The 21,817-nt window shown below is 67.6% G+C and carries 20 protein-coding genes; 14 read left to right on the top strand and 6 right to left on the bottom strand.

Annotated features, from left to right (window positions below):
* Positions 1-7 precede the first annotated feature (7 nt).
* The 6 genes from IEY98_RS11270 to epsC form a co-directional block, all read right to left on the bottom strand.
* On the bottom strand, positions 8-1,024 hold the full coding sequence (locus IEY98_RS11270; RefSeq protein ID WP_189210381.1) for a hypothetical protein: 1,017 nt from the start codon (positions 1,022-1,024) through the stop codon (positions 8-10).
* Positions 1,025-1,279: 255 nt separating this feature from the next.
* The gene (locus IEY98_RS11265; protein WP_189210380.1) at positions 1,280-1,534 is read right to left on the bottom strand and encodes a hypothetical protein; all 255 of its coding nucleotides are present in this window, start codon (positions 1,532-1,534) and stop codon (positions 1,280-1,282) included.
* Positions 1,535-1,610: 76 nt separating this feature from the next.
* Positions 1,611-2,021, bottom strand: a complete 411-nt coding sequence (locus IEY98_RS11260; protein WP_229786816.1) for a DUF6973 domain-containing protein — start codon at positions 2,019-2,021, stop codon at positions 1,611-1,613.
* A 558-nt stretch (positions 2,022-2,579) separates the two neighbouring features.
* Complete coding sequence (locus IEY98_RS11255) at positions 2,580-3,842, bottom strand: MFS transporter (protein WP_189210379.1); 1,263 nt, start codon at positions 3,840-3,842, stop codon at positions 2,580-2,582.
* Between the two features lie 349 nt (positions 3,843-4,191).
* Positions 4,192-5,097, bottom strand: a complete 906-nt coding sequence (cysK, locus tag IEY98_RS11250) for a cysteine synthase A (RefSeq protein ID WP_308425875.1) — start codon at positions 5,095-5,097, stop codon at positions 4,192-4,194.
* 62 nt (positions 5,098-5,159) lie between these two features.
* Positions 5,160-5,720: a serine O-acetyltransferase EpsC gene (epsC, locus tag IEY98_RS11245; RefSeq protein ID WP_229786815.1), complete on the bottom strand. Its 561-nt coding sequence runs from the start codon at positions 5,718-5,720 to the stop codon at positions 5,160-5,162.
* 183 nt (positions 5,721-5,903) lie between these two features.
* Between epsC and IEY98_RS11240 the strand changes: the two genes are divergently transcribed.
* The 14 genes from IEY98_RS11240 to IEY98_RS11175 all read left to right on the top strand — a co-directional run bounded on the left by IEY98_RS11240 (position 5,904) and on the right by IEY98_RS11175 (position 21,814).
* The gene (locus tag IEY98_RS11240; RefSeq protein WP_229786814.1) at positions 5,904-6,572 is read left to right on the top strand and encodes an ArsR/SmtB family transcription factor; all 669 of its coding nucleotides are present in this window, start codon (positions 5,904-5,906) and stop codon (positions 6,570-6,572) included.
* A 633-nt stretch (positions 6,573-7,205) separates the two neighbouring features.
* Entirely contained in the window at positions 7,206-8,108 is a 903-nt protein-coding gene (gene phnD / locus IEY98_RS11235; protein ID WP_189210377.1) for a phosphate/phosphite/phosphonate ABC transporter substrate-binding protein, read from the top strand.
* A 57-nt stretch (positions 8,109-8,165) separates the two neighbouring features.
* Complete coding sequence (locus IEY98_RS11230) at positions 8,166-8,906, top strand: phosphonate ABC transporter ATP-binding protein (RefSeq protein ID WP_189210376.1); 741 nt, start codon at positions 8,166-8,168, stop codon at positions 8,904-8,906.
* Positions 8,903-9,811: a phosphonate ABC transporter, permease protein PhnE gene (phnE, locus tag IEY98_RS11225; RefSeq protein ID WP_268244576.1), complete on the top strand. Its 909-nt coding sequence runs from the start codon at positions 8,903-8,905 to the stop codon at positions 9,809-9,811. Before IEY98_RS11230 ends, phnE begins: the two co-directional genes overlap by 4 nt.
* Before the next feature lie 67 nt (positions 9,812-9,878).
* Positions 9,879-10,229, top strand: coding sequence for a DsrE/DsrF/TusD sulfur relay family protein (locus tag IEY98_RS11220; protein WP_189210374.1), 351 nt, complete (start codon positions 9,879-9,881; stop codon positions 10,227-10,229).
* A gap of 109 nt (positions 10,230-10,338) precedes the next feature.
* Positions 10,339-10,950, top strand: coding sequence for a 4Fe-4S dicluster domain-containing protein (locus tag IEY98_RS11215; RefSeq protein ID WP_189210373.1), 612 nt, complete (start codon positions 10,339-10,341; stop codon positions 10,948-10,950).
* A 3-nt stretch (positions 10,951-10,953) separates the two neighbouring features.
* On the top strand, positions 10,954-11,850 hold the full coding sequence (nrfD, locus tag IEY98_RS11210; protein ID WP_189210372.1) for an NrfD/PsrC family molybdoenzyme membrane anchor subunit: 897 nt from the start codon (positions 10,954-10,956) through the stop codon (positions 11,848-11,850).
* A gap of 123 nt (positions 11,851-11,973) precedes the next feature.
* A complete protein-coding gene (locus IEY98_RS11205; RefSeq protein WP_189210371.1) occupies positions 11,974-14,439 on the top strand; it encodes a molybdopterin-containing oxidoreductase family protein in 2,466 nt (821 codons plus the stop codon).
* Position 14,440: 1 nt separating this feature from the next.
* Complete coding sequence (locus tag IEY98_RS11200; protein ID WP_189210370.1) at positions 14,441-15,061, top strand: TorD/DmsD family molecular chaperone; 621 nt, start codon at positions 14,441-14,443, stop codon at positions 15,059-15,061.
* A complete protein-coding gene (locus IEY98_RS11195; protein ID WP_189210369.1) occupies positions 15,058-16,194 on the top strand; it encodes a protein-L-isoaspartate O-methyltransferase family protein in 1,137 nt (378 codons plus the stop codon). Before IEY98_RS11200 ends, IEY98_RS11195 begins: the two co-directional genes overlap by 4 nt.
* Positions 16,195-17,080: 886 nt before the next feature.
* Positions 17,081-18,097, top strand: coding sequence for an iron-containing redox enzyme family protein (locus IEY98_RS11190; protein ID WP_189210368.1), 1,017 nt, complete (start codon positions 17,081-17,083; stop codon positions 18,095-18,097).
* Positions 18,098-18,108: 11 nt separating this feature from the next.
* On the top strand, positions 18,109-19,419 hold the full coding sequence (locus tag IEY98_RS11185) for a cysteine desulfurase (RefSeq protein ID WP_189210367.1): 1,311 nt from the start codon (positions 18,109-18,111) through the stop codon (positions 19,417-19,419).
* Positions 19,420-19,424: 5 nt separating this feature from the next.
* Positions 19,425-20,501: a thioesterase domain-containing protein gene (locus tag IEY98_RS11180; RefSeq protein WP_189210366.1), complete on the top strand. Its 1,077-nt coding sequence runs from the start codon at positions 19,425-19,427 to the stop codon at positions 20,499-20,501.
* Positions 20,502-20,542: 41 nt separating this feature from the next.
* Complete coding sequence (locus tag IEY98_RS11175; protein ID WP_189210365.1) at positions 20,543-21,814, top strand: MFS transporter; 1,272 nt, start codon at positions 20,543-20,545, stop codon at positions 21,812-21,814.
* Positions 21,815-21,817: the final 3 nt, after the last annotated feature.

The following is a 21,817-nucleotide window of genomic DNA, read 5'->3' as shown; positions in this document are numbered from 1 at the left end:
TCCAGTATCAGTCATTGAGATGCACTGCTATCAGGTTGCCGTTAGCCCTGCACTTCTGGGTTGTGTCGTACAACCGCCTTGGCCCGCACTGCCGGTACCCGGCCGCAGACCGACGTTCAACAGCGACGAATGAGTGATCTTCAGGGCGGCCGCGCGTCAGCCGCTGGCGAACGAGCGGACGGTTGTGGCGTTGCAGCGGATCAAGACAACGCGGCCTAGTCGTTGATACCGCTGCCAGCACGGGCTCGGCAGCAATCGACCCAGGACGCCAGATACCCGGGGTGTTTCGTAAGGTGCGCTGATACGGGAGGGCGACGGCGCATGGCCGTGGCAGGTAGGCGGCGACCTCGGCGATCGCGTCGAGTGAGTCGTGGTCGAACTGGCTTCCCGGGATGTTTTCGGCTTCGGCGATGGTGACGGCTGCGCGGTTGAGGACGCTGCCGTATCGGTGCCCGGTGAAGGTGATCTCGCCGAGGTCGAGCAGTGGCCCGCCCAGCGGGCTGATGTCGCCGCTGCCGTGCACCTCCATGAGGTCCCGGAACTGCCGTGCGCTTCCCCGGTTGGCCAGCCCGACCCACGCGACGGAGACCACTGCGGTGTTGCCCGCGTTGTCGGCGACGGTGAACAGCACACGATCCAGATGCGTGCACCGATGCCTGGTGAAAAACTGTTGCACCTGCCCGAACGAGACTGCTACGCAGGAGGCTTGCTGCTTCGCTGTGCGTTTAACCTGGCGTAGTCCCATCCGCTGCCACGCCCGTGCGGCGCCGTGGGGCGCGGCCTTCTGCCCGGCGCTTTTGCGCGCTCCCAGCTGTGACCCACCCAGCCGTACCGACCCGACCGCGCCCTGAGCCGCCACTTGGCCTCCGACGGCACCGCCGCTGGCTCCCAACGAACTGAGTCCGCCGCCGGAGGCGAACACCCCCAGCGCCAACACACCGCCGATGACGGCGCTCTTGCCGCCCTTGCCCCTCTTGCCGCCGATCGGGATGACTCGCCCATTCTTCGTGATGAAGTCCGGCAACCTACCTCCTCAGCTCTCCCCGCCTGATGTGACCAGACGTGTGCGTAAGGTAGCAATCAGGCATGACAGTTGGGGCGGATTCCGAGTGCATGCCACGTATGGGTGCCGACGCTGGAGAGCTGACCAGGCAGAATCGGTCGCATCCAGCCGCGGGATTGGAAACAATTCCGGTGGGCGGGCGGGCCGAGTCGATGAGCCGTGGCCATGCAACGTCTGCCTGGAGCAGAACCCTGGACCATGCGCTGGCACCGTCACTCAACGCCGAACGATCTCGCCGTCGCGTTTGAAGACGAGGAGATCGCCGTCCTGGATGTAGTCGCCGCCGTAGGTGCCGTCGCCGGTGATCTCGACGGGTTGGCCCAGCTGTTCTTGGATGGACGCGCCGGTGTCTGGCCCGAGGATGACGTGCACCGAGGTCCAGTCACCGGGTACCAGCTCTTTAAGCGGTCGGGAGGCACGGGCTCGGGCCAGCTCGCTGATCGCGTTCTCCAGCTCGACGTCGAACTCCACTTCCACTCCCGAGTTGTTGCCGCCGCATCCCGTCACCAGGGCTAGCAATGCGAGTAGGGGCACTATCGAGCGCATCTCAGTACTGCTCCGGAGTCGCCGACGGTTCGCCGGGGTCGTGGTCGTCGCCGCGATCGGGGTTGTCCGTCGGCCACTGCTTGTTGGGGGTGTCGTGGGTCTCGCCGGGGTTCACCTCGTTGGACGGCACCAGGGTGTCGTTCTGGTCGATGACCACCATTCTGCCGTCCTTAACCGCCTGCTCGACCAGGGCCGCGAGCTCCTGTGGGCTGGCGTCGGGGGTTGTTGCGGCGATCTCGCGGCCGACCTCGTTGTTGTGAAGGTCCATGGCCACGGGATATGCGCAGAATCGTGTCGAGGTGTCGATTGCCTGTTCCAACGGAGGCCCGTGCTCGTCGAGTGCGGCCAGCCAGTCTGGGCTGGCGCCGCGCAGCGCGGTGGCCTCCCGATGGGCGCCGTTGGCGTGGCTCACCCCGCTAAGTCGCGGGGATGCGGAGTCCTCGTCCTGCTTGCTTGCCCTCACACCGGACCAGGTGGGCACGAGACCGAGGTCCCATCCGGTCGAGCAAACCTGCCTACCACTTGCGTGGGGCGATCCTGGTGACGAACTGGGAATGAATGCCCAACCAAGTGCCATGCCGACCGAACCGAGACCATCGAGCACGAAAGCGGCAGGTTGGGGCACCGACAGCGAGCGCCCGTACAAGGAACATCCCACGGACTCGACTGAACCCGTGGGATAATGGAGTGTCCGCCCGACATGATCTTACGCCCCACCGCTCTACCAGCAGGTTTGCTTCGGGGCTGGCGCGTAGGAGCGCGTGTTGAACCCGCGCACGGTCCGGGCCCAACCTCTAGAAGGCACTACTGTTGGGTGCCTCTGGCTTCACGCCCGTGGGCGCTCTATCAGCTACGGCGGCCTGGCTGATATCTGTGAGCGGCCCCTCCGGGCCTGGCTGGAGCGGGATGCGGTCCAAACCAGACCGGAGGGATCGGTCCTGGGCCTTCTGCGCTCGTGGTTCCTAACTAATCAGTTCTGGTTGTTCGCGGGTCGGATCCGGCGTGCGGAGACGGCGAGGTGGATTGCGACGAGTAGTACCGGTATCGCTATCAGCCGCGCGAGCCAGGGATAGCCCCAAGCGTCGAGGACGGCGCCCGCGGGGAACGCGGCGGCTGCTGCGGCCAGTTGCATCAGCAGGTCGGAGACGCCCTGGGCATGGGGTCGGGCGGATTCCTCGACGGAGCCGGTGAGCAGTGCGGAGCCTGCGACGAAGCCTGCGGACCAGCCGAGCCCGAGGACGACGAGGCCGACCATGATGCCGGTGACCGAGTTGCCGTGCGTGGTCTGCAGGATCCCGCAGGCGAGCATGAGGAGTGCCAGTCCCAGACCGAGGATGCCGCGGGCGCCGAAGCGGTCGACGAGCCAGCCGAACAGCGGTGAGAGGAGGAACATGCCCGCGAGGTGAACGCTGATGGCGGCGCCGACGACTTCCAGGGACTCGCCGCCGTGGTGCAGGTGCAGCGAGGCCATGTTCATCCCCGACACCATCACGGCGTGGACGACGGCGACGGCGATTACGGCGCGGCGGGCCTCAGGGGTTCGGGCGAGGATGCGGAGGGTGGGGCGGAGTTTGCTGGTCTTGATGGGGTGGTTGGCGCTGTCGGCGAGTGAGCGGGAGAGCAGGAGCGGGTCGGGACGGAGCCAAAGGTGCGCGGCCGTGGCGGAGAGGGCGAGTCCGAGGCCGATCACGAGGAACGGGCCGGTGAACTCCGGCAGCCCGATCGCTCGGGCCAAGCTGTCCGACGGCCCGGCGAGCAGCGGCCCGGCGACGCCGCCGAAGGTCGACGCCCACACGACGATGCCGATGGCCCGACCGCGCTGGTCGGGCTCGGCGAGGTCGGTGGCGGCGAACCGGGCCTGGAGCCCGGCGGCCACGGCCGCGCCGACCAGGGTCGTCCCGAGGAGGACCAGGAGGAAGGTCTCCACCACGCCGCCGATGACCACGGTGGCGGCGCCGATGCCCGCGACCAGGTAGCCGGAGGTGACGCCGACGCGCCTGCCGCGGCGGACGGTCAGTTCGGCCAGTGGCACGGCGGCCAGGACGCCGCCTGCGATGGTGGCGGCCTGGGCCAGTCCCGCGAGCGTGGGGGAGTGGGTGAAGTCCTGGACGAGCAGGGCCGTGACCGGCGAGGCCATGGCCATCACGACCGCGAAGATGATCTGAGTGCCCAGCAGCACCCGGATGGTGCGCCGTTGGACGGCGCGAACGTCGATTGCCGCACTGTCTAGCACGTGGGTTCTCCCTGTGTGGTGGTCGCGCCGAAGGCCGCCCGTGATGGCGAGCGTGGATGTCGGTGCGACTGAATGGACGGGTCCGGTTACCGGACCGCGTCATCCACAGGTGTCCAGCCCTGCGCGGGTGAGGTGCCCCGACCGGGCACTCGACGCGCACGACAGCGGCGAGACGCCCCGAGGGTGCTCGGGGCGAGGTCCTTGACGACCCACGCCGTGCGCATGTCATGGATGCTAACCGTGACGGCGCGGTCACACCAGGCCCTGGCGGGCCTGCTCTGCTGCGGCTCGCCCACCGACGGGCCCATCTGGATCGCGCCCACCGTGCAACTCATGATTGGCAGCGCGGTCACTGGTCCTCGAACAGCGGGGTGCTGAGGTACCGCTCGCCGGTGTCCGGGAGGAGCACGACGATAATCGCGTCCTTGTGTTCCGGTCGGTGTGCCACGGTGGCGGCGGCGTGGAGTGCGGCGCCCGCGGACACGCCGACGAGGATTCCCTCGGTGCGGGCCAGCCGCCGGGCGGCGGCACGGGCGTCGTCGAGGGAGACCTGCTGGACGTGGTCGTAGACCTGGGTGTCGAGCACCTCCGGGACGAAGCCCGCGCCGATGCCCTGGATGCCGTGCGGACCGGGTGAGCCGCCGGACAGGACCGGGGAGTCCGTCGGCTCCACGGCGACGACGGTGACCTCGGGGTTCTTCTCCTTGAGGATCTGGCCCGTCCCGGTGACCGTCCCGCCGGTGCCGACGCCGGACACGAACACGTCGACCTGCCCGCCGGTAGCCTGCAGGATCTCCTGCGCGGTCGTGCGGCGGTGGATCTCGGGATTGGCGGGATTCTCGAACTGGCGCAACCGGAACCAGCCGTTGCGTTCCTCGAGTTCGATCGCCCGCTCGATCGCTCCTCGCATGCCCTCCGCGGCGGGCGTCAACACGACGTTCGCACCGTAGGCACGGAACAGGGCGCGGCGTTCCACGCTCATGCTCTCCGGCATCGTGAAGGTCGCCGGGTATCCCTTGGCGGCGGCCACCATCGCCACGCCTACACCGGTGTTGCCGCTGGTGGGCTCGACGATGTGCTGCCCGGGCTTGAGCAGTCCGCTCGCCTCGGCGTCCTCGATCATCGCCAGGGCGATGCGGTCCTTCACGCTGCCACCGGGGTTGAACGATTCGAGCTTGGCGATCAGCCGGGCCGGAAGACCGTGCCCGAACCGGTGGAGCTCGACCAGGGGCGTGCGGCCGATCAGGTCTGTCACGGAAGCATGGATGACACTCACAGTGTTCCTCTCGGGTTGCGCCACTAACGTGACACGCAGACCTAGATGCAGTACTCCATGATCTGTTCGTCGGTCAGGTCGCCGATCTGCGCGGAGATCTCCGATCTCGCGGCCCGGACGACGGAATGGGCGGGCACGTCCTGCAGAACCAACGCGTGCGCTCCCACGACGGAGTCGTGCCCGATGGTGACCGGGCCGAGGATGCTGGCACCCGTACCCACCACCACGCGATCTCCGATGGTCGGGTGGCGCTTCTCGAGCCGGTCATCATCGGTCCACCAACCCTTACTGCCCAGGGTTGTGCCGTGATAGAGCATGACGTCGTCGCCCACCCGGGCCGTCTCGCCGATCACGACTCCCATGCCGTGGTCGATGAAGCACCTGCGGCCGATGACCGCCCCGGGATGGATCTCGATCCCGGTCACCATCCGGAAGAGTTGCGAGATGGCCCGAGGAACCAGCGGTATGCGGCGTCGGTGAAGGCGATGCGCGACACGATAGGCCCAGATGGCCCAGACACCGGGATAGAACAAGACCTCCATGACGCGGACACCGCGTAAGGCGGGGTCCTTATGGCGCGCGACAGTCACGTCCTCGAACACGATGCGTTACCCCCCAAGCCGGTGCCGCCGTCGGCGACGCGGGCCGATGCCTGGCTTCTCGGCGCTCTTAGGTCTTCCCGCGGCGTAATCTCGACACCGAGTGGAGGGTGCCGGACACCGCGTACGTCGTCCGACTCTACATGCAGTGCTACCTTATTCCAAGGAAGATTTGAGGAGAGGTTCGTGCGGGACGATGAGCGCCTGTCGATGTTCGACCAGTTCGCGCTGGTCGGCAAGGCCTTGGGCAGCGGCAAGCGGCTGGAGCTCCTTGACCTCATCGCCCAGCGCGAGCGCACCGTCGGCTCCTTGTCGGAGCTGACCGGGATGGGGCTGTCGACGACCTCGGCGCACCTCCAGGTGCTCAAGCGTGCCCGTCTGGTCACCACCCGCCGCGAGGAGACCTCCATCTACTACGCGCTGGCGGGCGACGACGTGGCATCGCTGTATGTACTGCTCCAGACGGTCGCCCGAAGTCGTATCGCCGACGCGGAGCAGGCGCGGTTGAAGTACCTGGGCGTGGTCGACGACAGTGACGTCGAGAAGGTCGACCGTCACGAGTTGCTCGCGCGCGTGAAGTCCGGCTCGGTCGTGGTGCTCGATGTGCGCCCCTGGGACGAGTACGCCGCGGGGCACATCCCCGGGGCCCTCTCCATCCCCTTGGCCGAACTCGAGAAGCGGCTGTCCGAGCTGCCCTCCGATGTGGACGTGGTGGCGTACTGCCGCGGCGAGCACTGTGTCCTGGCTCAGGAAGCGGTTCGACTGCTCCGGGCGAACGGCTGGCGCGCCAATCGGCTCGACCACGGCATGATCGAGTGGCGGGTCTCCGGCGAGCCTGTCCAGACGGCGTCGTAGGCCGACGCGTCCAGCCTCGACACCGCGGTAGTGAAGGGGCTGTGCGCATGCCCTACTCGTTAGTCGATCATCCGATCATTGTCTCGTGTGTCCTCCACCCTTCGGTGAATTGAACGATCGACGATCGAGGATTCGTAGGCTGATCCGCCCTGTCCGTTTCGTCTGCTGTCGTGGATGTGAGACAGATTCGTCGAATGTGGACAGCCCCTGCGACCGAATTCGTTGATGCATAAACGTGTTACGCCCATTCGGTGCAACCCTGTCGAGCGGATGGATGCGAAGCGGACTCGTCCCCGGGAGGGCCTTGCACCACATGGTGTTCCATGTAATTGTGTAGCAGCACGGCGATCTGGGGGAGATGCCATGGTGGGACCGGGGCTGGGGCAGCCCGAGGAAGTGAAGTTTCGTCATGTAATTCTCGGTGTCGACCCGCTGCGCCCTGAACACGTGCGCCATCCGGCCAACTAGATCCCTTATGCGTGGATACCCGCGCGTGGGGTAGCCCTGCGCGCCTCTGTTCGGCGACTTCGAGACCGATGGTCAATGCTGAATCGAACGGACATCGGCCAGTCCGTGCGCGGGCGGCGAGAACCCAGCCTGGCGCCACTCCGTCATCTGTGAAGGTTGTAACCGGTGAGAAAACTCGTCCATTCCGCAGTCCTGCTGATGGTGATCGCGACCGCGTGCGGTACGACCGACGACCCCGGCGCTGTCAACAGCCGGGGGCTCCCGGAGACGCTCCGCGTCGGGATCATCCCGAACATGGCTCCGGACAAGCAGAGTGCCCGGTACGATCCCCTGCGGGAGTACCTGTCGACCAAGCTCGACACAGCGGTCGAGCTGTTTGTGGCCACCGACTACGCGGGAGTCGTCGCCGCGCTCGCTGCGGAGAAGGTGGACATCGCCTACCTGGGCGGCCTCACCTATGTGCAGGCGAAGGCCCAAGTGGACGTCCGACCGCTGGTGACCGAGGTCGACAAGGAGACCGGCGCCAAGGAATACCTCTCCGGCATCGTCGTGCGTGACGATTCCCCTTACCGGAGTGTCGCCGACGTCGTCGCCGGGAAGGGCACCTTCGCCTTCGGCGATGTCAGTTCGACCTCCGGCAGCCTCTACCCGCGGATGATGCTGAACGCCGCAGGGGCGAGCTGCTCGGCCTCGGCGATCGACAAGTGCCCGCCCCTGAGCGAAGTCGCCTTCACCGGCGGCCATGACGCGACCGCACAGGCGGTGGTCAACGGATCAGCCGACGCGGGCGGCATCGAATTGCGCATCCTCCACCGCCTGGAGAACGACGGGAAGCTCCCGAAGGGCCGGTTGCGCGTGGTCGGCACCGAGAGGGTCATGGGCTACCCGTGGGTCATGCGCAGCGCGCTCGGCGAGCAGGCCGCCACCGCGATCACCGCGGCGTTCCTGGAGATGAATCAGCCGGGCCTGCTCGACTTGCTGCAGACCACCGGCTACCAACAGGTCACCGACGCCGACTACGCGTCGGTGGAGAAGCACGCCGTCGAACTCGGACTGCTCACCGCGTGACAACGCGCCGCCCCCATCGCCTGCCTCGCGTTCTCAACCCGGAAAGGTGGCCAAGCCATGGAGATCCGGCTGACCGGCGTGTCCGTCACGTTCCCCGATCGTGAGCATCCAGCGCTCGACGACGTCTCGCTGACCGTCGAGGAGGCCGAGCACGTCGTCCTGCTCGGACCGTCCGGTTCCGGCAAGACGACCTTGCTGCGATGCGTCCTCGGCGCGGTCAAGCCGACCTCGGGAACCCTGACCGTCGGTGGCAAGAACCCTGCCAAGGCCGCCGAACTCCGCGCCATCCGTCGGTGCACCGGCGTCGTGCGCCAGGGCAACGATCTGGTGCACGGGCTGAGGGCGCAGACAAATGCCGTGCTGGGCACGTCACCCTCCTGGGGCCTGCGGGACTGGGCCGCCGTGCTGCGCGGCCGCGTGCCCGCGCGCTACGCGGAGCGCGTCCGCACTCTCGCCGAGACCCAAGGGATCCAGCCGTTCCTCAAGTCCCAGGTGGAAAGCCTCTCCGGCGGCCAACGGCAGCGGGTGGCGTTGGTCCGCGCGGTGCTTCCCGAGCCCCGGCTCCTCCTCGCCGACGAGCCCACCTCCGGCCTCGATCCGGTCACCGCGCAGGCCGCGGTGCACACGCTGCGGGAAGCCAGCGGTGTCACCGTCGTGATCAGCACCCACGACCTGTCCATCGCTCGTCAGTTCCCGCGCGTCGTCGCCCTTCGGGACGGACGAGTGTGCTTTGACGGTCCCGAACTCTCCGAGCGCGACGCTCGCGACATCTATGAGGGCGTCGAGGTGGGGACATGAACCCGAGAACCGGGAGCTTCCCCGCCAACCCGAGCCAGGACGCCGTGGACGAACGGGATGACGGGAAGGAGCGCCTGCCGACGGACCTCAACCAGGAGCCCCCCGGTGGCGGGCGCGCCGCGGTCCGGTACCGGCGTTCCAAGACGCGGTGGCTGGTGCTCGTCATCGCCATCGCCGCTGTGGTGTGGTCACTGGACGGCACCGGTGTCAGTTTCGCGTCCCTGATCGAGGGCTGGGACAACGCCCGGGAGATCCTGGCAGGGCTCTTCCCGCCGCAGACCGACGAGGAACTGCTGCGCTCGGTGGGCAAGGCCGTGGTCGAGACCCTCCAGATCTCGATCGCGGCGCTGTTCTTCGGCACCGTCATGGGTCTGCTCCTCGCTCTGCTCATGGCAGGCAATATCGGCGCGCCCAAGTGGATCTCCTTGCCCGCGCGTTGGGTCGCCACCGTGTTCCGGTCGGTTCCGGAACTCCTGTGGGCGCTGGTGTTCGTCGCCGCCGTCGGCCTCGGACCCGCCGCGGGCGTGTACGCGATCTCCCTGCATGCCGCGGGTCTGCTCGCCAAACTGGTGTCCGAGCAACTGGAGGCGGTGGACGTGGCACCGGTCGAGGCGGTCCGCCTGACCGGCGCCACCAGGTTGGCCACAGCCGTGCTGGCCATCGTTCCCCAAGCGCGCAACAACATCGCGTCCCTGGTGCTCTACCAGTGGGAGTGCAACATCCGCAGCTCCGCGATCATCGGTTTCGTCGGCGCGGGGGGCATCGGCCAGGCCCTGGGCATCTCGATGCGCCTGTTCCGCTACGAGGAACTGGCGACGCTGATGATCGCGTTGCTCCTGCTGGTCCTCGTCGTCGACCAGATATCCCGGTTCCTACGCCGCCGCATGGGAGCGGCGACGCGCTGAACGCCCTGCCCTTGCCCGGAGCATGGGCGACGCACCGACCGTCCCGAAACCTGGAGGTAGGAGAAACATGAAGGTCCTCTTCGTGCTGCACGACCCGCCCTACGGCACCGAACGCGTGTACAACGGACTGCGGTGGGCCACCGAGGTCGCCCGCCAGGACGGCACCGACGTCAAGGTCTTCTTGTTCGGCGACTCGGTCGTCACGGTCGCCGAAGGTCAGAAGACCCCCAACGGCTACTACAACACCGGCAGCATGGCCGCGTCCTTTGTTCGACAGGGCGGCGAGATCGGCTGCTGCGGCAGCTGTATGGACGCCCGCGGCATGAGCGAGGACAGGATCGTGCCGGGCTCCCACCGCTCCTCGATGAAGGAGCTCACCGAATGGACGCTCTGGGCCGACAAGGTCATCAACGTCTGAACCGCGCCACACCCATGCCGTCCTGACCAGCGGAAGGCCCGGGCGATGCGCAGACGTCGCGCATCGCCCCGGCCTGACGATCGCCGACGGCTCCACCGAAAGGAGCGCCATGCCGCGCTTCGGGATGCTGATCGACCTCAACACCTGCATCGGGTGCCACGCCTGCTCCGTCGCGTGCAAGAACGAGTTCGACGTGCCGCTCGGGGTGTTCCGCGACACCGTCAAGTACGTCGAGGACGGCGCCTACCCCAACCCGACCCGCCATTTCATCCCCGTTCTGTGCAATCACTGCGAGGACGCGCCCTGCCTGAACGCCTGCCCGACGGACGCGATCACCCGCCTGCCCAACGGGGAGGTTGTGATCAACGAGGGTGACTGCAACCTCAACCGCTTCTGCATGGCCGCATGCCCCTACGGCGCCATCTACGAGGACCCGCAGACACAGACCGCGAGCAAGTGCACCTTCTGCGACCACCGCACCTCTCAGGGGGAGGCACCAGCGTGCGTGGAGGCCTGTCCGACCAACTGCCGGATCTTCGGAGACCTTGACGATCCCGACAGCGAGATCGCGACCAGGATGCGCGAGAACGACACGACCGTGTGGAAGCCGGATGAGCACACCGCTCCCCGGGTCTTCTACGTCGATCCGAAGCACGCGCTGCCGCTTATCGTCAACGACGGCGTCCAGGTCGACAAGACCGCCGACCTCCAGGACAGCTGACGGATGCTCATCACCCTCGCCGGGAGCGCCCCACTGCCCCAGTCCCCTTGGGGTGGCCTGCTGGCCGCGTACTTCACGCTCGTCGGCATTCCCAGCGGCCTCACCATGGCCACTCTCTGGCACCGCGACAGGTTCGGCGCCACCAGCACGGTCCTGGACTGGCGCTCGACCTGGATCTGCTTGGTCGTGCTCGGCCTGGCCGGGCTGTTGCTGACCGTTGACCTCGGCAGGCCGGAGCGCTTCTTCCTGATGCTCACCCGGTTCGGGAACTGGGACTCGCCGATCTCACTCGGGGCGAAGATCATCGCGGTCAAGATGCTCCTGCTCGTGGTCGCGCTGTACCTGCTGTGGCGCCGTCGTGGCGGCGCCGTCGACGCGGGAGTGGAGCCCGCCCGAGGAGCGACATTCGTTCTTGACCGTGGCACGGCGTGGCTACTCGGTGCCACCAGCTTCGCATTGGCCGTCTACCCGGTCGCGGTCTTGGCGCGGACGTGGGTGTCCCCACTGGCCAACACCAGCGGCTCGGCGCTGCTCTACCTGATCACCTCGTTGCTCATGGGCGCCGCGATCGTCCAAGCCCTCCACATCTTCGACGATCAGGCAACCGAGCAGCAGCTCGCCGCGCATGGCCGGGCCACGCTGGCCCTGCTGGGCGCCTACGCCGTCACGATGGTCTTCTCCGCCATCTCAGTGTCCAACGGACCCGCCGAGCGGGCTCTCACCTCGCTGCTCGCCGGAGAGTGGGCTCCGCTCTTCTACGCGGGCGTGCTCGGGCTCGGCGTCGTGGTCCCGGTGGTCATCCTCATCGCGGCGGGCCGCGGTCGAGCAGGCCGTGCCGTCGCCGCTGTCGCCATCCTCACCGGGGCGGCGACGCTCCGCTACCTGATCTTCGCCGTCTGAACCGAGGGGACGTTCACCGTGACCAGGGACGCCGCCAGCCCGCCGACCGCCAACCCGGATCCCACCGGCGGGTCTCGCGACGGTTGGCGCCTCAGCCGCCGCGACCTGCTGAGACTCGGAGCCATGGCGGCTGTCGCGGTCGGTGGCGTCGGCGCGATCGAGATCACCGACCGGCTCCTGGACGACCGGACCGGCGACAGCACCCCCGAGGCGACCCGAATCCCCTCGATGTGCCAGATGTGCACCACGGCGTGCGGCATCATCGGCCATGTCGCGAACGGCCGTCTGCTGAAGATCACCGGCAACCCCAAGGACCCCAACAGCCAGGGCGCGGTGTGCGCGAAAGGGGTGGCAGGCCCCTCGGTGCTCTACGACCCCTTCCGCATGCTGTACCCGCTCAAGCGGGTCGGGGAGCGTGGGTCCGGGCGTTGGCGGCGCATCACCTGGGAGGAGGCGTACGACGAGATAGCGACGCGCCTACGGGAGATTCGTGACCGCGGCAAACCCGAGGAGTTCGCCTTCCAGCAAGGCCGCAACCGCTCATCGGACATCGTCTCACGGTTCCTCAACGCCTACGGCACCCCATCGCACTTCAACCACCGCGCGCTGTGCTCGGCCAACCGGCGCGCGGCGATCGCCACCACCATCGGCGAGTCCGACTGGGACTTGGGCGACTTCGAGAACTCGCGATACGTGTTGAACTTCGGCTCCAACTGGGCCGAAGCCCATCAGGGCCACATTCCGGTCGCCATCCGCATGATGCGAGCCCGGGAGAAGGGCGCCAGGCTCGTCACCTTCGAGACCCGCATGTCGAACACCGCTGCGCTGTCCGACGAGTGGTTCTGCGTCAAACCCGGCACCGACGGCCTGATCGCGTTGGCCATGGCCAACGTCATCTGCCGGGAGGGTCTGTGGGACAGGACCTGGCTGGAAACCTGGTCGAACTACCCACCTGACAAGATCCTCGAACACGTCGCCCAGTACACCCCGGCCCGCGCCGAACAGGAGAGCGGAGTCCCCGCCACGACCATCGAGCGCATCGCCCGCGAGTTCGCCGCGGCGGCCCCCGAGTGCACCACGATCTGCAACCGCGGCTCGCAGGCCCACCGGAACGGCTATTACAACGACCGTGCGATCACCATGCTCAACGCACTCGTCGGCAACATGGGCAAACGCGGCGGCTGGTGCTGGCACCCCCGCTCCTCCTGGGACAAGAAGGCCATCCCGGAACCCGAGCCCGTGCCCGACAAGCCGACCGCCCGCAGCATCATCGCCGAGGCCAAGGACTGGCCGCTGGCGAACGCCTTCGCGGGGAAGATGAAGGTCGCGGAGATCATCTACCTCTGGATCAGGGAGGGACGGCAGAAGATCTCCGCCCTGATGACCTACAACGCCGACACCGCGTGGTCCTGGCCGGAGGCCCAACTGGTGCGCGGCGTGCTGCAGGACGAGAAGCTCATTCCGTTCCACGTCTGCATCGACGTCATGTACTCCGAGACCTCGCACCTGGCCGACATCATCCTGCCCTGGGCGACCTACCTCGAACGCTGGGACATCGATGCCCGGCCGCCCCAGGGCCTCGTCGACTACGTCAGCCTGCGCCAGCCCGTCGTCCCGCCGCGGGGGGAGTCCAAGGACATCCGCGAGATCTTCCCCGAACTCGCCCGCCGGATCGGTGGCGGGATGGAGGCATACTTCCCCTGGGCGACGACCGAGGAGTACCTGGAAGAGTACTTCCGACCCGTGCCCGGCGGCTTCGCACGCATGAGGGCGGACGGCGTCTGGATGGACCCGACCAAGAAACCGCACTACGAGCCCCACACCAAGCCCCTCACCGCGGCCGAACTCGACGGAGCGGCGGAGGACGCGGAGACCGGGATCATCTACAAGGGCGCCGACAGCAAGACGGGCGAGCCCGTCGCGATCGGCATCCGGATCGGCGGGGTCGCCCTGCGCGGCTTCCTCACACCCTCGCGCAAGGTCGAGATCTACAGCGACTTCGTCGTGGAGAAGGGCAAAGCAGCTGGCCGCGAGGTGCACCCTTTGCCGGTCTACGAGCCGATCCCGAGCCACCAGCGCGAGTTCCCCGACGATCACCTGATCATGACCAGTTACAAGATCAACGTGCACAACGCGCATCGCACGATGCAGTCGAAGTGGCTGCAGGAGATCTCCCACACGAATCCGGCCCTGCTCAACCGTGCGACCGCCGACAAGCTCGGTATCGGCGATGGAGACTGGATCGAGGTGACCAGCTTCCGGCCACTCGACCCGGCGGTCCCGATGGGCGACGGTTCCGAACTCGGGACCCTGCGCACCAGGGTGCGTCTCACCGAAGGCGTGCACCCGTTGGTGATCGCCATCGCGCACAACGCCGGACGCAGCGTCGGTGGCGCCTATGCCACCAACGGCAAGGACGACGCGGCCATCCCCGGTTATGGCGAGGCCGCCGATCCGGATCTCGACCGCCTGTGGTGGCGCGGGGCCATCAGCGTCCCCCAGAACGACATCCTGCCCATCTACCCGGATCCCGTCGCGGGCGGACAGGCTTACCACGACACCGTGGTGCGGATCCGGAAGGTTGGATGACGTGTCCCCCGAACACGACGCCGCCGCCCTGCTCCGGGCGAACACGGCGGTGCTGCGGCTGGCCGCACGGCTGTTCGCGCGCGAGGTCGACGCGCCGCTCTACGGCCGGATGCTCGCCACCGACATCAGATGGGGAACCGGTCACCCGCTCGTCGACGCCCCCGACGCGACACGCGACGAGGCGGTCATACTGGAGGACATGGCCGCGGAGTTCTGCCGCCTGTTCATTGGGCCGCAGCCCGTCTGTCCGCCGTACGCCTCGGCATGGCATGGCGAGGTCAAGCTCGGTGGGCGCCCGGCCCACGCCGTAGAGGCGTTGATGGTCCGGCACGGCGTGCGGCCCGTGATCGACAGCCGTGACGCCGTCCTCGAACCGGACCACATCTCGGTGGAGCTCGCGCTCCTCGCCCACTTCCGCGAAGCCGCGGCCGCGGATCCGACGCGGACAGGGGAGCGGGCGGCCGTCCGGGAACTGCTCGAGCAGCACATCCGACCGTGGAGCGACGGCTTCCTCGAGCGGGTCGCCGATGCCGCGCGGATGGGACCCTACGAAGGCATTGCTGTCCTGCTCTGGAATGTCCTCGACGACTCGACGGTCCCGACCGCGAGCAGGCTGCCATGACTTCCCGGCCCGCGTCGCTCGACCAGTGGCTGTCGTCCTACGCGGCGAAGGTCGCAGCGGCTGCGGAGATCGATGACGCCGCCGTCGTCGCCGCGCTCGCCACCGTTCCGCGGCACCGGTTCCCCCGCCGACTCCTGGTCGACGGTGAGTGGCACGCCGTCACCGACCACGACCGGTTCCCCGACGAGCTGCTCGCGGTCATCTACGACGACAACCCGCTCGCGTTCAAGCTGGACCACGCGGGCCGTCTGCTCAGTTCGACCACACTGCCGTCGCTCCTGGCCACCATGCTCCACGCCCTGCGACTCGAACCGGGCATGCGGGTCCTGGAGGTCGGATCGGGAATCGGGTACAACGCCGCCCTGATCCACGCCGTCACCGGCGCCGAGGTCGTCGCCCTCGACCTGCAACCCGATGTCGTCGCCGACGCCCGCGCCGCACTGCGGCGGGCGGGCTGCACGGGCGTGACCGCCGTGGTCGGCGATGGATACCTCGGCCATCCCGAGCGAGGCCCGTTCGATCGGATCGTCGCCAGCTGCGGTATCAGAGGTGTGCCGCCTGCCTGGTTGGAACAACTGAAGCCCTCCGGAATGGTCCTGGCCCCGTTTGCCCACGGTGGCGCACACCCGCTGGTCAGGGTCGAATGCCGGGCCGGAGCCCCGCACGCGACCGCCATCGGGCCGTGGACGGACTTCATGACCGCGGGAGGCGCTCTCTACCAGGAGTTTCCGGGAGCCCATCCGGAGAGGTTCACGATCGGACCGTTCCCTCGACCGGGGCTCGTCAAGCGGGTGCTCCCGAGCCTTGACTGGAAGGAGTACACCGATCTCTGGTTCCTCATGGCCGCAGAGGGCCCAGCGATGACCCAGGCCCGGTTCGCCGACGTGGATCCGGCGCAGGGAACCGCGACACTGATCGATCGGCAGGAAGGTGGCGCGCTCTGTCTCCAGCGGACCGGACTAGCCCACGTCCACGGCCCACACGCGGACCAGCTGCTCGAGATCGTGGTGGGTCTGGTTCGCAATTGGCTTGACGCGGGAAGACCCAAGATCGCGGACTGGCGGGCGTCGATGCGGATGGTGAACCCATCGGTCGGTCCGCTTGTCATACCGTCACGATGGATGTGCGCCTGATCGTCTCGATTGCACCGTGACACGAAGGATCTCCTGTTGCCGTGAGGGTCTGGTGGAAACGGGCAAACACGGTGCGAAGGTAAGAATCGGAGGAGCGGCGTCGCGAATCCCGACCGCCGCTAACGCGGAAGGTATTCGTATGTCGGCGGATGCCGAACAGTCCGCCACGCACCGGTGTTCTGACGTTCTACCAGCGGCTTCGCTGTCGCTGCTGCGCGTCAGTCCGGCTGCGACGCGGGGGCGGGCCAGCCTCGTCAGTAATCGGGAAAGTCGCGCTGCGTGGCGCCGAATTTTGACGTCCGGACATCCCACGATTGCGGCCATAAGGCACCAATCGACCGTTTTGTGCGCCCGTTCGAGTGAACGATCTCGCCTGCGGTGTCTTCGAGCAGTATGCACGTTATATAAGGCGAGCTTTCGATGTGACGCTGATCACAATGCGTGGCGACGCCTGTCAGCGGCCCCTAATGTTCGTGGTGGGTTGGGGCAGTGATTCAGCGTTCAACCTAACTGGGGGAATTTGCGGGACATCATCTCACGTGCGCATAGTGGCGCGCCTGGTATGTCCCGCCGTATCTTGCTTTGCCCCGCGGGGCGAGCATTCCCCTGCGCACACGTTTCATGACGCGGATCGCGACGCGCAAGAGTCTTCCGTGCGCGACTGGGCCGTGCCGCCATGCGGCACGAGTTGGTTCGTCGATTCCCGGGGGAGGTGAAACCACCATGACCGTCACCATCAAGCCGGTCTCGAAGCCGCAGATCAGCAAGGTCAGCGGTGCTGTCCTGTGCGGCTGATCAGCGTGATCTGCCCGTTCAGCTAGGAGGCGTGGGGCGCGTGAGCGCCCCACGCCGGGCGCTGGCGACACCTCCCGGAACGGAGAGCGGAATGACCCTTGCACTGAACCTCACGGACAAGCCTCAGTTGCGCCACTGCACGTTCTTCGTGCCCAACCGTGCGAACGGCGCCATCCTCATGATCGTCGGCGATCGGCACTTCGAGCTCGAACAGCACGGCGCCGACCTCAAGACCTTCCTCGACTTCAAGCGCTACCTCGACGGCAGGCACACGATCTCCGAGATCTCCGCGATCACCGGGATCAGCGTCGAGGACACCGTGGGCATCGTCGGCAACTTCGCCGAGCAGGGCCTGCTCAGGCGCGAGCAGCCCGAGCTCGAACGGATCCCGGTCGCCGACTTCCTCGCCCAGATCGACAGGTCGACAGCGATGTGGACCGAGCAGATCGGGTACCACCGGCTCTGGTCCGGGCTGGAGAACAAGGACTTCCGCAAGGAGGTCTTCCTCGGTCTCATCCTGGAGACCTACCACTACATCAACTCCGCCAGCAGGCACATCTCCACCGCGATCGCCCACTGCTCGGACCCGGCCTGGAAGCGGCTCCTCTCGGAGTACCTCGCCGAGGAGTACGACCACGCCTGGATGGCTCGGGAGAGTCTGGTCAACATGGGCCTGAGCAAGGAGGAGGTCGAGAACGCACACCCCCTCATCGGCACCTGGTCGTGGACGAACAACCTGTGTGAGATCGCCCGCGAGGACACGCTGGGCTACCTCGCCTGCACGAAGCTGTTCGAAGCTCGGGGAACCGAGACGCTGGAGGGCGCGAACACGCTACAGCGCCTCGCGGTGGAGTACGGCTATCCGGAAGGCTGCCTCGCCCCGCTCGTGTCGCACGTCGAGGAGGACGTCAAGGCCGGGCACACCGGTCTGCTCGAGGAAGCGCTGGAAGGCCGGGACTTCGTGCCCGCGTGGCAGGCGCACCGCGCGGTGAACAACCTTCACGACCTGAAGCACTCCTTCGACCAGTACAACGACGGAATCATCCTGTACTACAGCGACGTGTCGAACTACATCCCCCGGCTGAAGGTCGACTACTTCAGCCTGTGAAGGAGAACCCGGTGGGCAACAAAACCGTTGGAACGGTCACGACGACCGCGTTCGACGCCGCGGCGCTGCGCGCGGACTTCCCGATCCTGAGCCGCACCGTGCGCGACGGACAGAAGCTGGTGTACCTCGACTCCGGCGCCACGGCGCAGAAGCCGCGTCAGGTGCTGGACGCGGAGCGGGACTTCCTCGAACGGCACAACGCCGCTGTCCACCGGGGCGCACACCAACTGTCCGAGGAGGCCACCTCCGTCTATGAGGACGCACGGCGGCGCGTCGCGGAGTTCGTCGGCGCGAGCACCTCGGAGGTGGTGTTCGTCAAGAACGCGACCGAAGCGATCAACCTCGTCGCCTTCGCGATGAGCAACGCGCTGACCGCCGGACCGGAGTCCGCACGATTCCGGCTCGGTCCCGGCGACGAGATCGTCGTCACCGAGATGGAACACCACGCCAACCTCGTGCCCTGGCAGCAGCTGTGCAGGCGGACCGGCGCCACCCTGCGCTGGCTCGGCTTCACCGACGAGGGCAGGCTCGACCTGTCGGACATCGACGAGGTGATCAACGAACGGACGCGACTGGTGGCGTTCACGCACCGGTCGAACGTCCTCGGCACCGTCAACCCGGTCGAGACCCTGGTGGCCAAGGCCCGCTCGGTCGGCGCGCTGACGATGCTCGACGGGTGCCAGTCGGTCCCGCACGGCGTCATGGGGTCCGGCGCCGTCGACCTCCCGTCGCTCGGCGTCGACTTCGCGGCGTTCACCGGGCACAAGATGATCGGCCCGACCGGCGTCGGCGCACTGTACGGCAGATACGAGCTGCTCGAGGCGATGCCACCGTTCATGACCGGCGGATCGATGATCAAGACGGTGTCGATGACCGACACCACCTGGGCCGACCCGCCACAACGATTCGAGGCGGGGGTGCCGATGGCCTCCCAGGTCGTCGGCCTCGCCGCGGCCGTCGACTACCTGTCGGCGGTCGGCATGGACCGCATCGCCGAACACGAGCAGGAACTCACCGCCTTGGCACTCAAGGGTCTCGCCGAGATACCGGGTATCCGGGTGCTCGGGCCGACCGACCTCGCCAACCGAGGAGGCGCCGTGTCGTTCGTCGTGGAGGGCATACATCCGCACGACGTGGGCCAGGTGCTGGACAGCGCAGGCGTCGCTGTTCGGGTCGGCCACCACTGCGCGGTGCCGCTGCACCAGCGACTCGGGGTGCAGTCGAGTGTCCGCGCCACGTTCTACCTCTACAACGACGAGGAAGAGGTCGCCGCACTGCTCGACGGCGTACGCGCAGCCCGGACGTTCTTCGGGAAGGCGTGAACGCGATGGCTCCCCAGCTGGTCGACCAGGACTCCGTCGTGCGGGCGCTGTGCGCGGTCTGGTCGGAGGTGCTCGGCGTGGACGTCGAGGCCGACGACGACTTCTTCGAACTGGGCGGGTACTCCCTGCTGATCGTCACCGTGGTCGCACAGGCCCGCGAGCACGGGATCACGATCACCGCCACGGACGTGTTCGAGCGCAAGACCCCGGCGGCGATCGCGGCCGGACTGGCCCGCCCGTCGCCCACCATGGCAGGCGACCCGGATTTCGCCACTGTCTGGGCCACCGGTCGCAGTCCGCTCGACGTCGAACCGGATCCCACGGTCATCCCGCTGACCGATCCGGGCACAGGTCGTCCTGTGTTCTGTTTCCACTGGGGCGCGGGCAACGTGCGGTTCCTCAAGGAGACCATGGACAGCGTCCGGGGCGACCGGGCGGTCTACGGCGTCGAGTCGGTCGGCCTCTGGAATCGGGAACGACCGCCGCTGTCCATGGTCGAGATGGCCACCCGCTACCTGCGCGAGATCCGGACCATCCAACCCACGGGGCCGTACCTGCTGGTCGGGCCCTGCGCGGGCGGACGCGTGGCCTACGAGATAGCCAGGCAGCTGACCGAGACCGGGGAGACGGTGGAACTGCTGGCGCTGCTCAACACCATGCCTCCGGGAGCGACAGACCTGGATCCCGCGTGGGGACCTGCCGACTACTACGACTTCCGGCTCGCATCGCTGCGCGACCAGTTCCAGGTGACCAGCCTGACGGCGGGCGGCGACCAGCTGATCGCGGCACTGGTCGCCACCGGGAAGGTCGACGCGGAGATGGATCCCGCCGACCTGCACTGGCGGCAAGCTGTGTGGGCGGCCGGGATCTTCGCCCAGGAGCACTACGAGCCCCGCCGGTACAACGGCGCGGTCACGGTGTTCCAGCTCAAGGAGAACGCACACCTGCCCGAAGCCGACTGGCGGCGGGTGGCCGAGGTCGACGAACTGCACACCGTCGACGCGGCCGACACCCTCCCGCTGCTGCGCGATCCGGCGGTCGTGGAAGAACTGCGCGCCCGGTTGGCAGCTTGCGCGCCGTAAGCGATCGAACCTAAGCCGGTCCGAGGACGAGGACTCATCGAATGGCATTCACCCGGATCCGACGCGGCGTACGAGCCTGGGCGGTGGAGCTGATCCCGGACCGCGGCCTGGCCCGGCGCTTCGCCCTGCTGGCACTGGCCCAGTCCATCGGCTTCGGAGTGTTCCTGACATCGAGCGTCATCTTCTTCACCCGGACCATCGGACTGTCGCCCGCGCAGATCGGTATCGGGCTGTCCGTGGCCAACGTGTTCGGCATGGTGTTCACCGTTCCGATCGGTCGCCTGGCCGACCGCATCGGCGCGCGCATCCCGCTGCTGATCACCTACGCCGGGCTCGCCGTGTTGTTCATCGCCTACAACTGGGTCGGCGACTTCATCGCGTTTCTCGTCGTGACCAGCTTGATCTCGATCGGCGAGACCTCTTGCAACCCGCTGCGGATGACCTTGACCAAGGCCACCTTCCCCCGCGAGCAGCAGGTTCGCGTCAGCTCGCAGATGCGCAGCCTCTTCAACGTCGGGTTCATGGTCGGCGCGATGGTCGCCGGGGTGGCTCTGGCCGTCGACAGCCCGCACGCGTTCCTCGCCGTCATCGTCTTCACCGCGCTCGCCCAGGCCGGATGCGCGTTCCTGGTGTGGCGCCTGGGCGTCCCCGCCCACGTCCGGCCAGCGGTGGCGCTCGGCACGAAGGTCAGGTCGGGGCTCCGTGACGTCCGTTTCGTCGGACTGGCGATGCTGTGCGGCGTGCTGGAGTTCTTCCAGCCGATCCTCGTGGTCGCCCTCCCGCTGTGGGTCGTGAGCCGGACTTCGGCCCCGGCCAGTGTCACCGCGCTGGTGCTGATCGTGGACACCGCGATGGTGTTCGTGTTCCAGGTGATGCTGAGCCGCGGCGCGGAGACCACCGGAGGCTCGGCCCGGATCCTGCGGCGGGCGGGGTTCCTGCTCGCCGTCTGCTGCGGGCTGTTCGCCATCAGCGAGGGTATGGATGCCGTGCCCGCCACCCTGATCCTTGTCTGCGGTGCGATCGTCCTGGTGCTCGGGGAGATCAGCCAGGCTGCTGGCGCGTTCGGCCTGTCGCTGCACCTGCCGCCGGAAGGCAGGCAAGGCGAGTACCAGGGGGTGTTCGCGCTCGGGCGCGGCATGCAGCAGACGGTCGGTCCGGCCTTGGTGACCGCCTTGGTGATCGGCCTCGGCCTGCTCGGCTGGGTCGTCCTCGCCGGGCTGTTCCTGCTGGCGGGTCTGCTGACCGTGCCGTTGGCGCGCAACGCCGAGCAGCACGTGGCGAGGCAAGCGGCGGAACCGAACCCGATCGGCTGACTC

The sequence above is a fragment of the Actinokineospora fastidiosa genome (genome assembly GCF_014648415.1).
Taxonomy (GTDB): domain Bacteria; phylum Actinomycetota; class Actinomycetes; order Mycobacteriales; family Pseudonocardiaceae; genus Actinokineospora; species Actinokineospora fastidiosa.
This window is presented reverse-complemented; position numbering and strand designations above follow the sequence as displayed.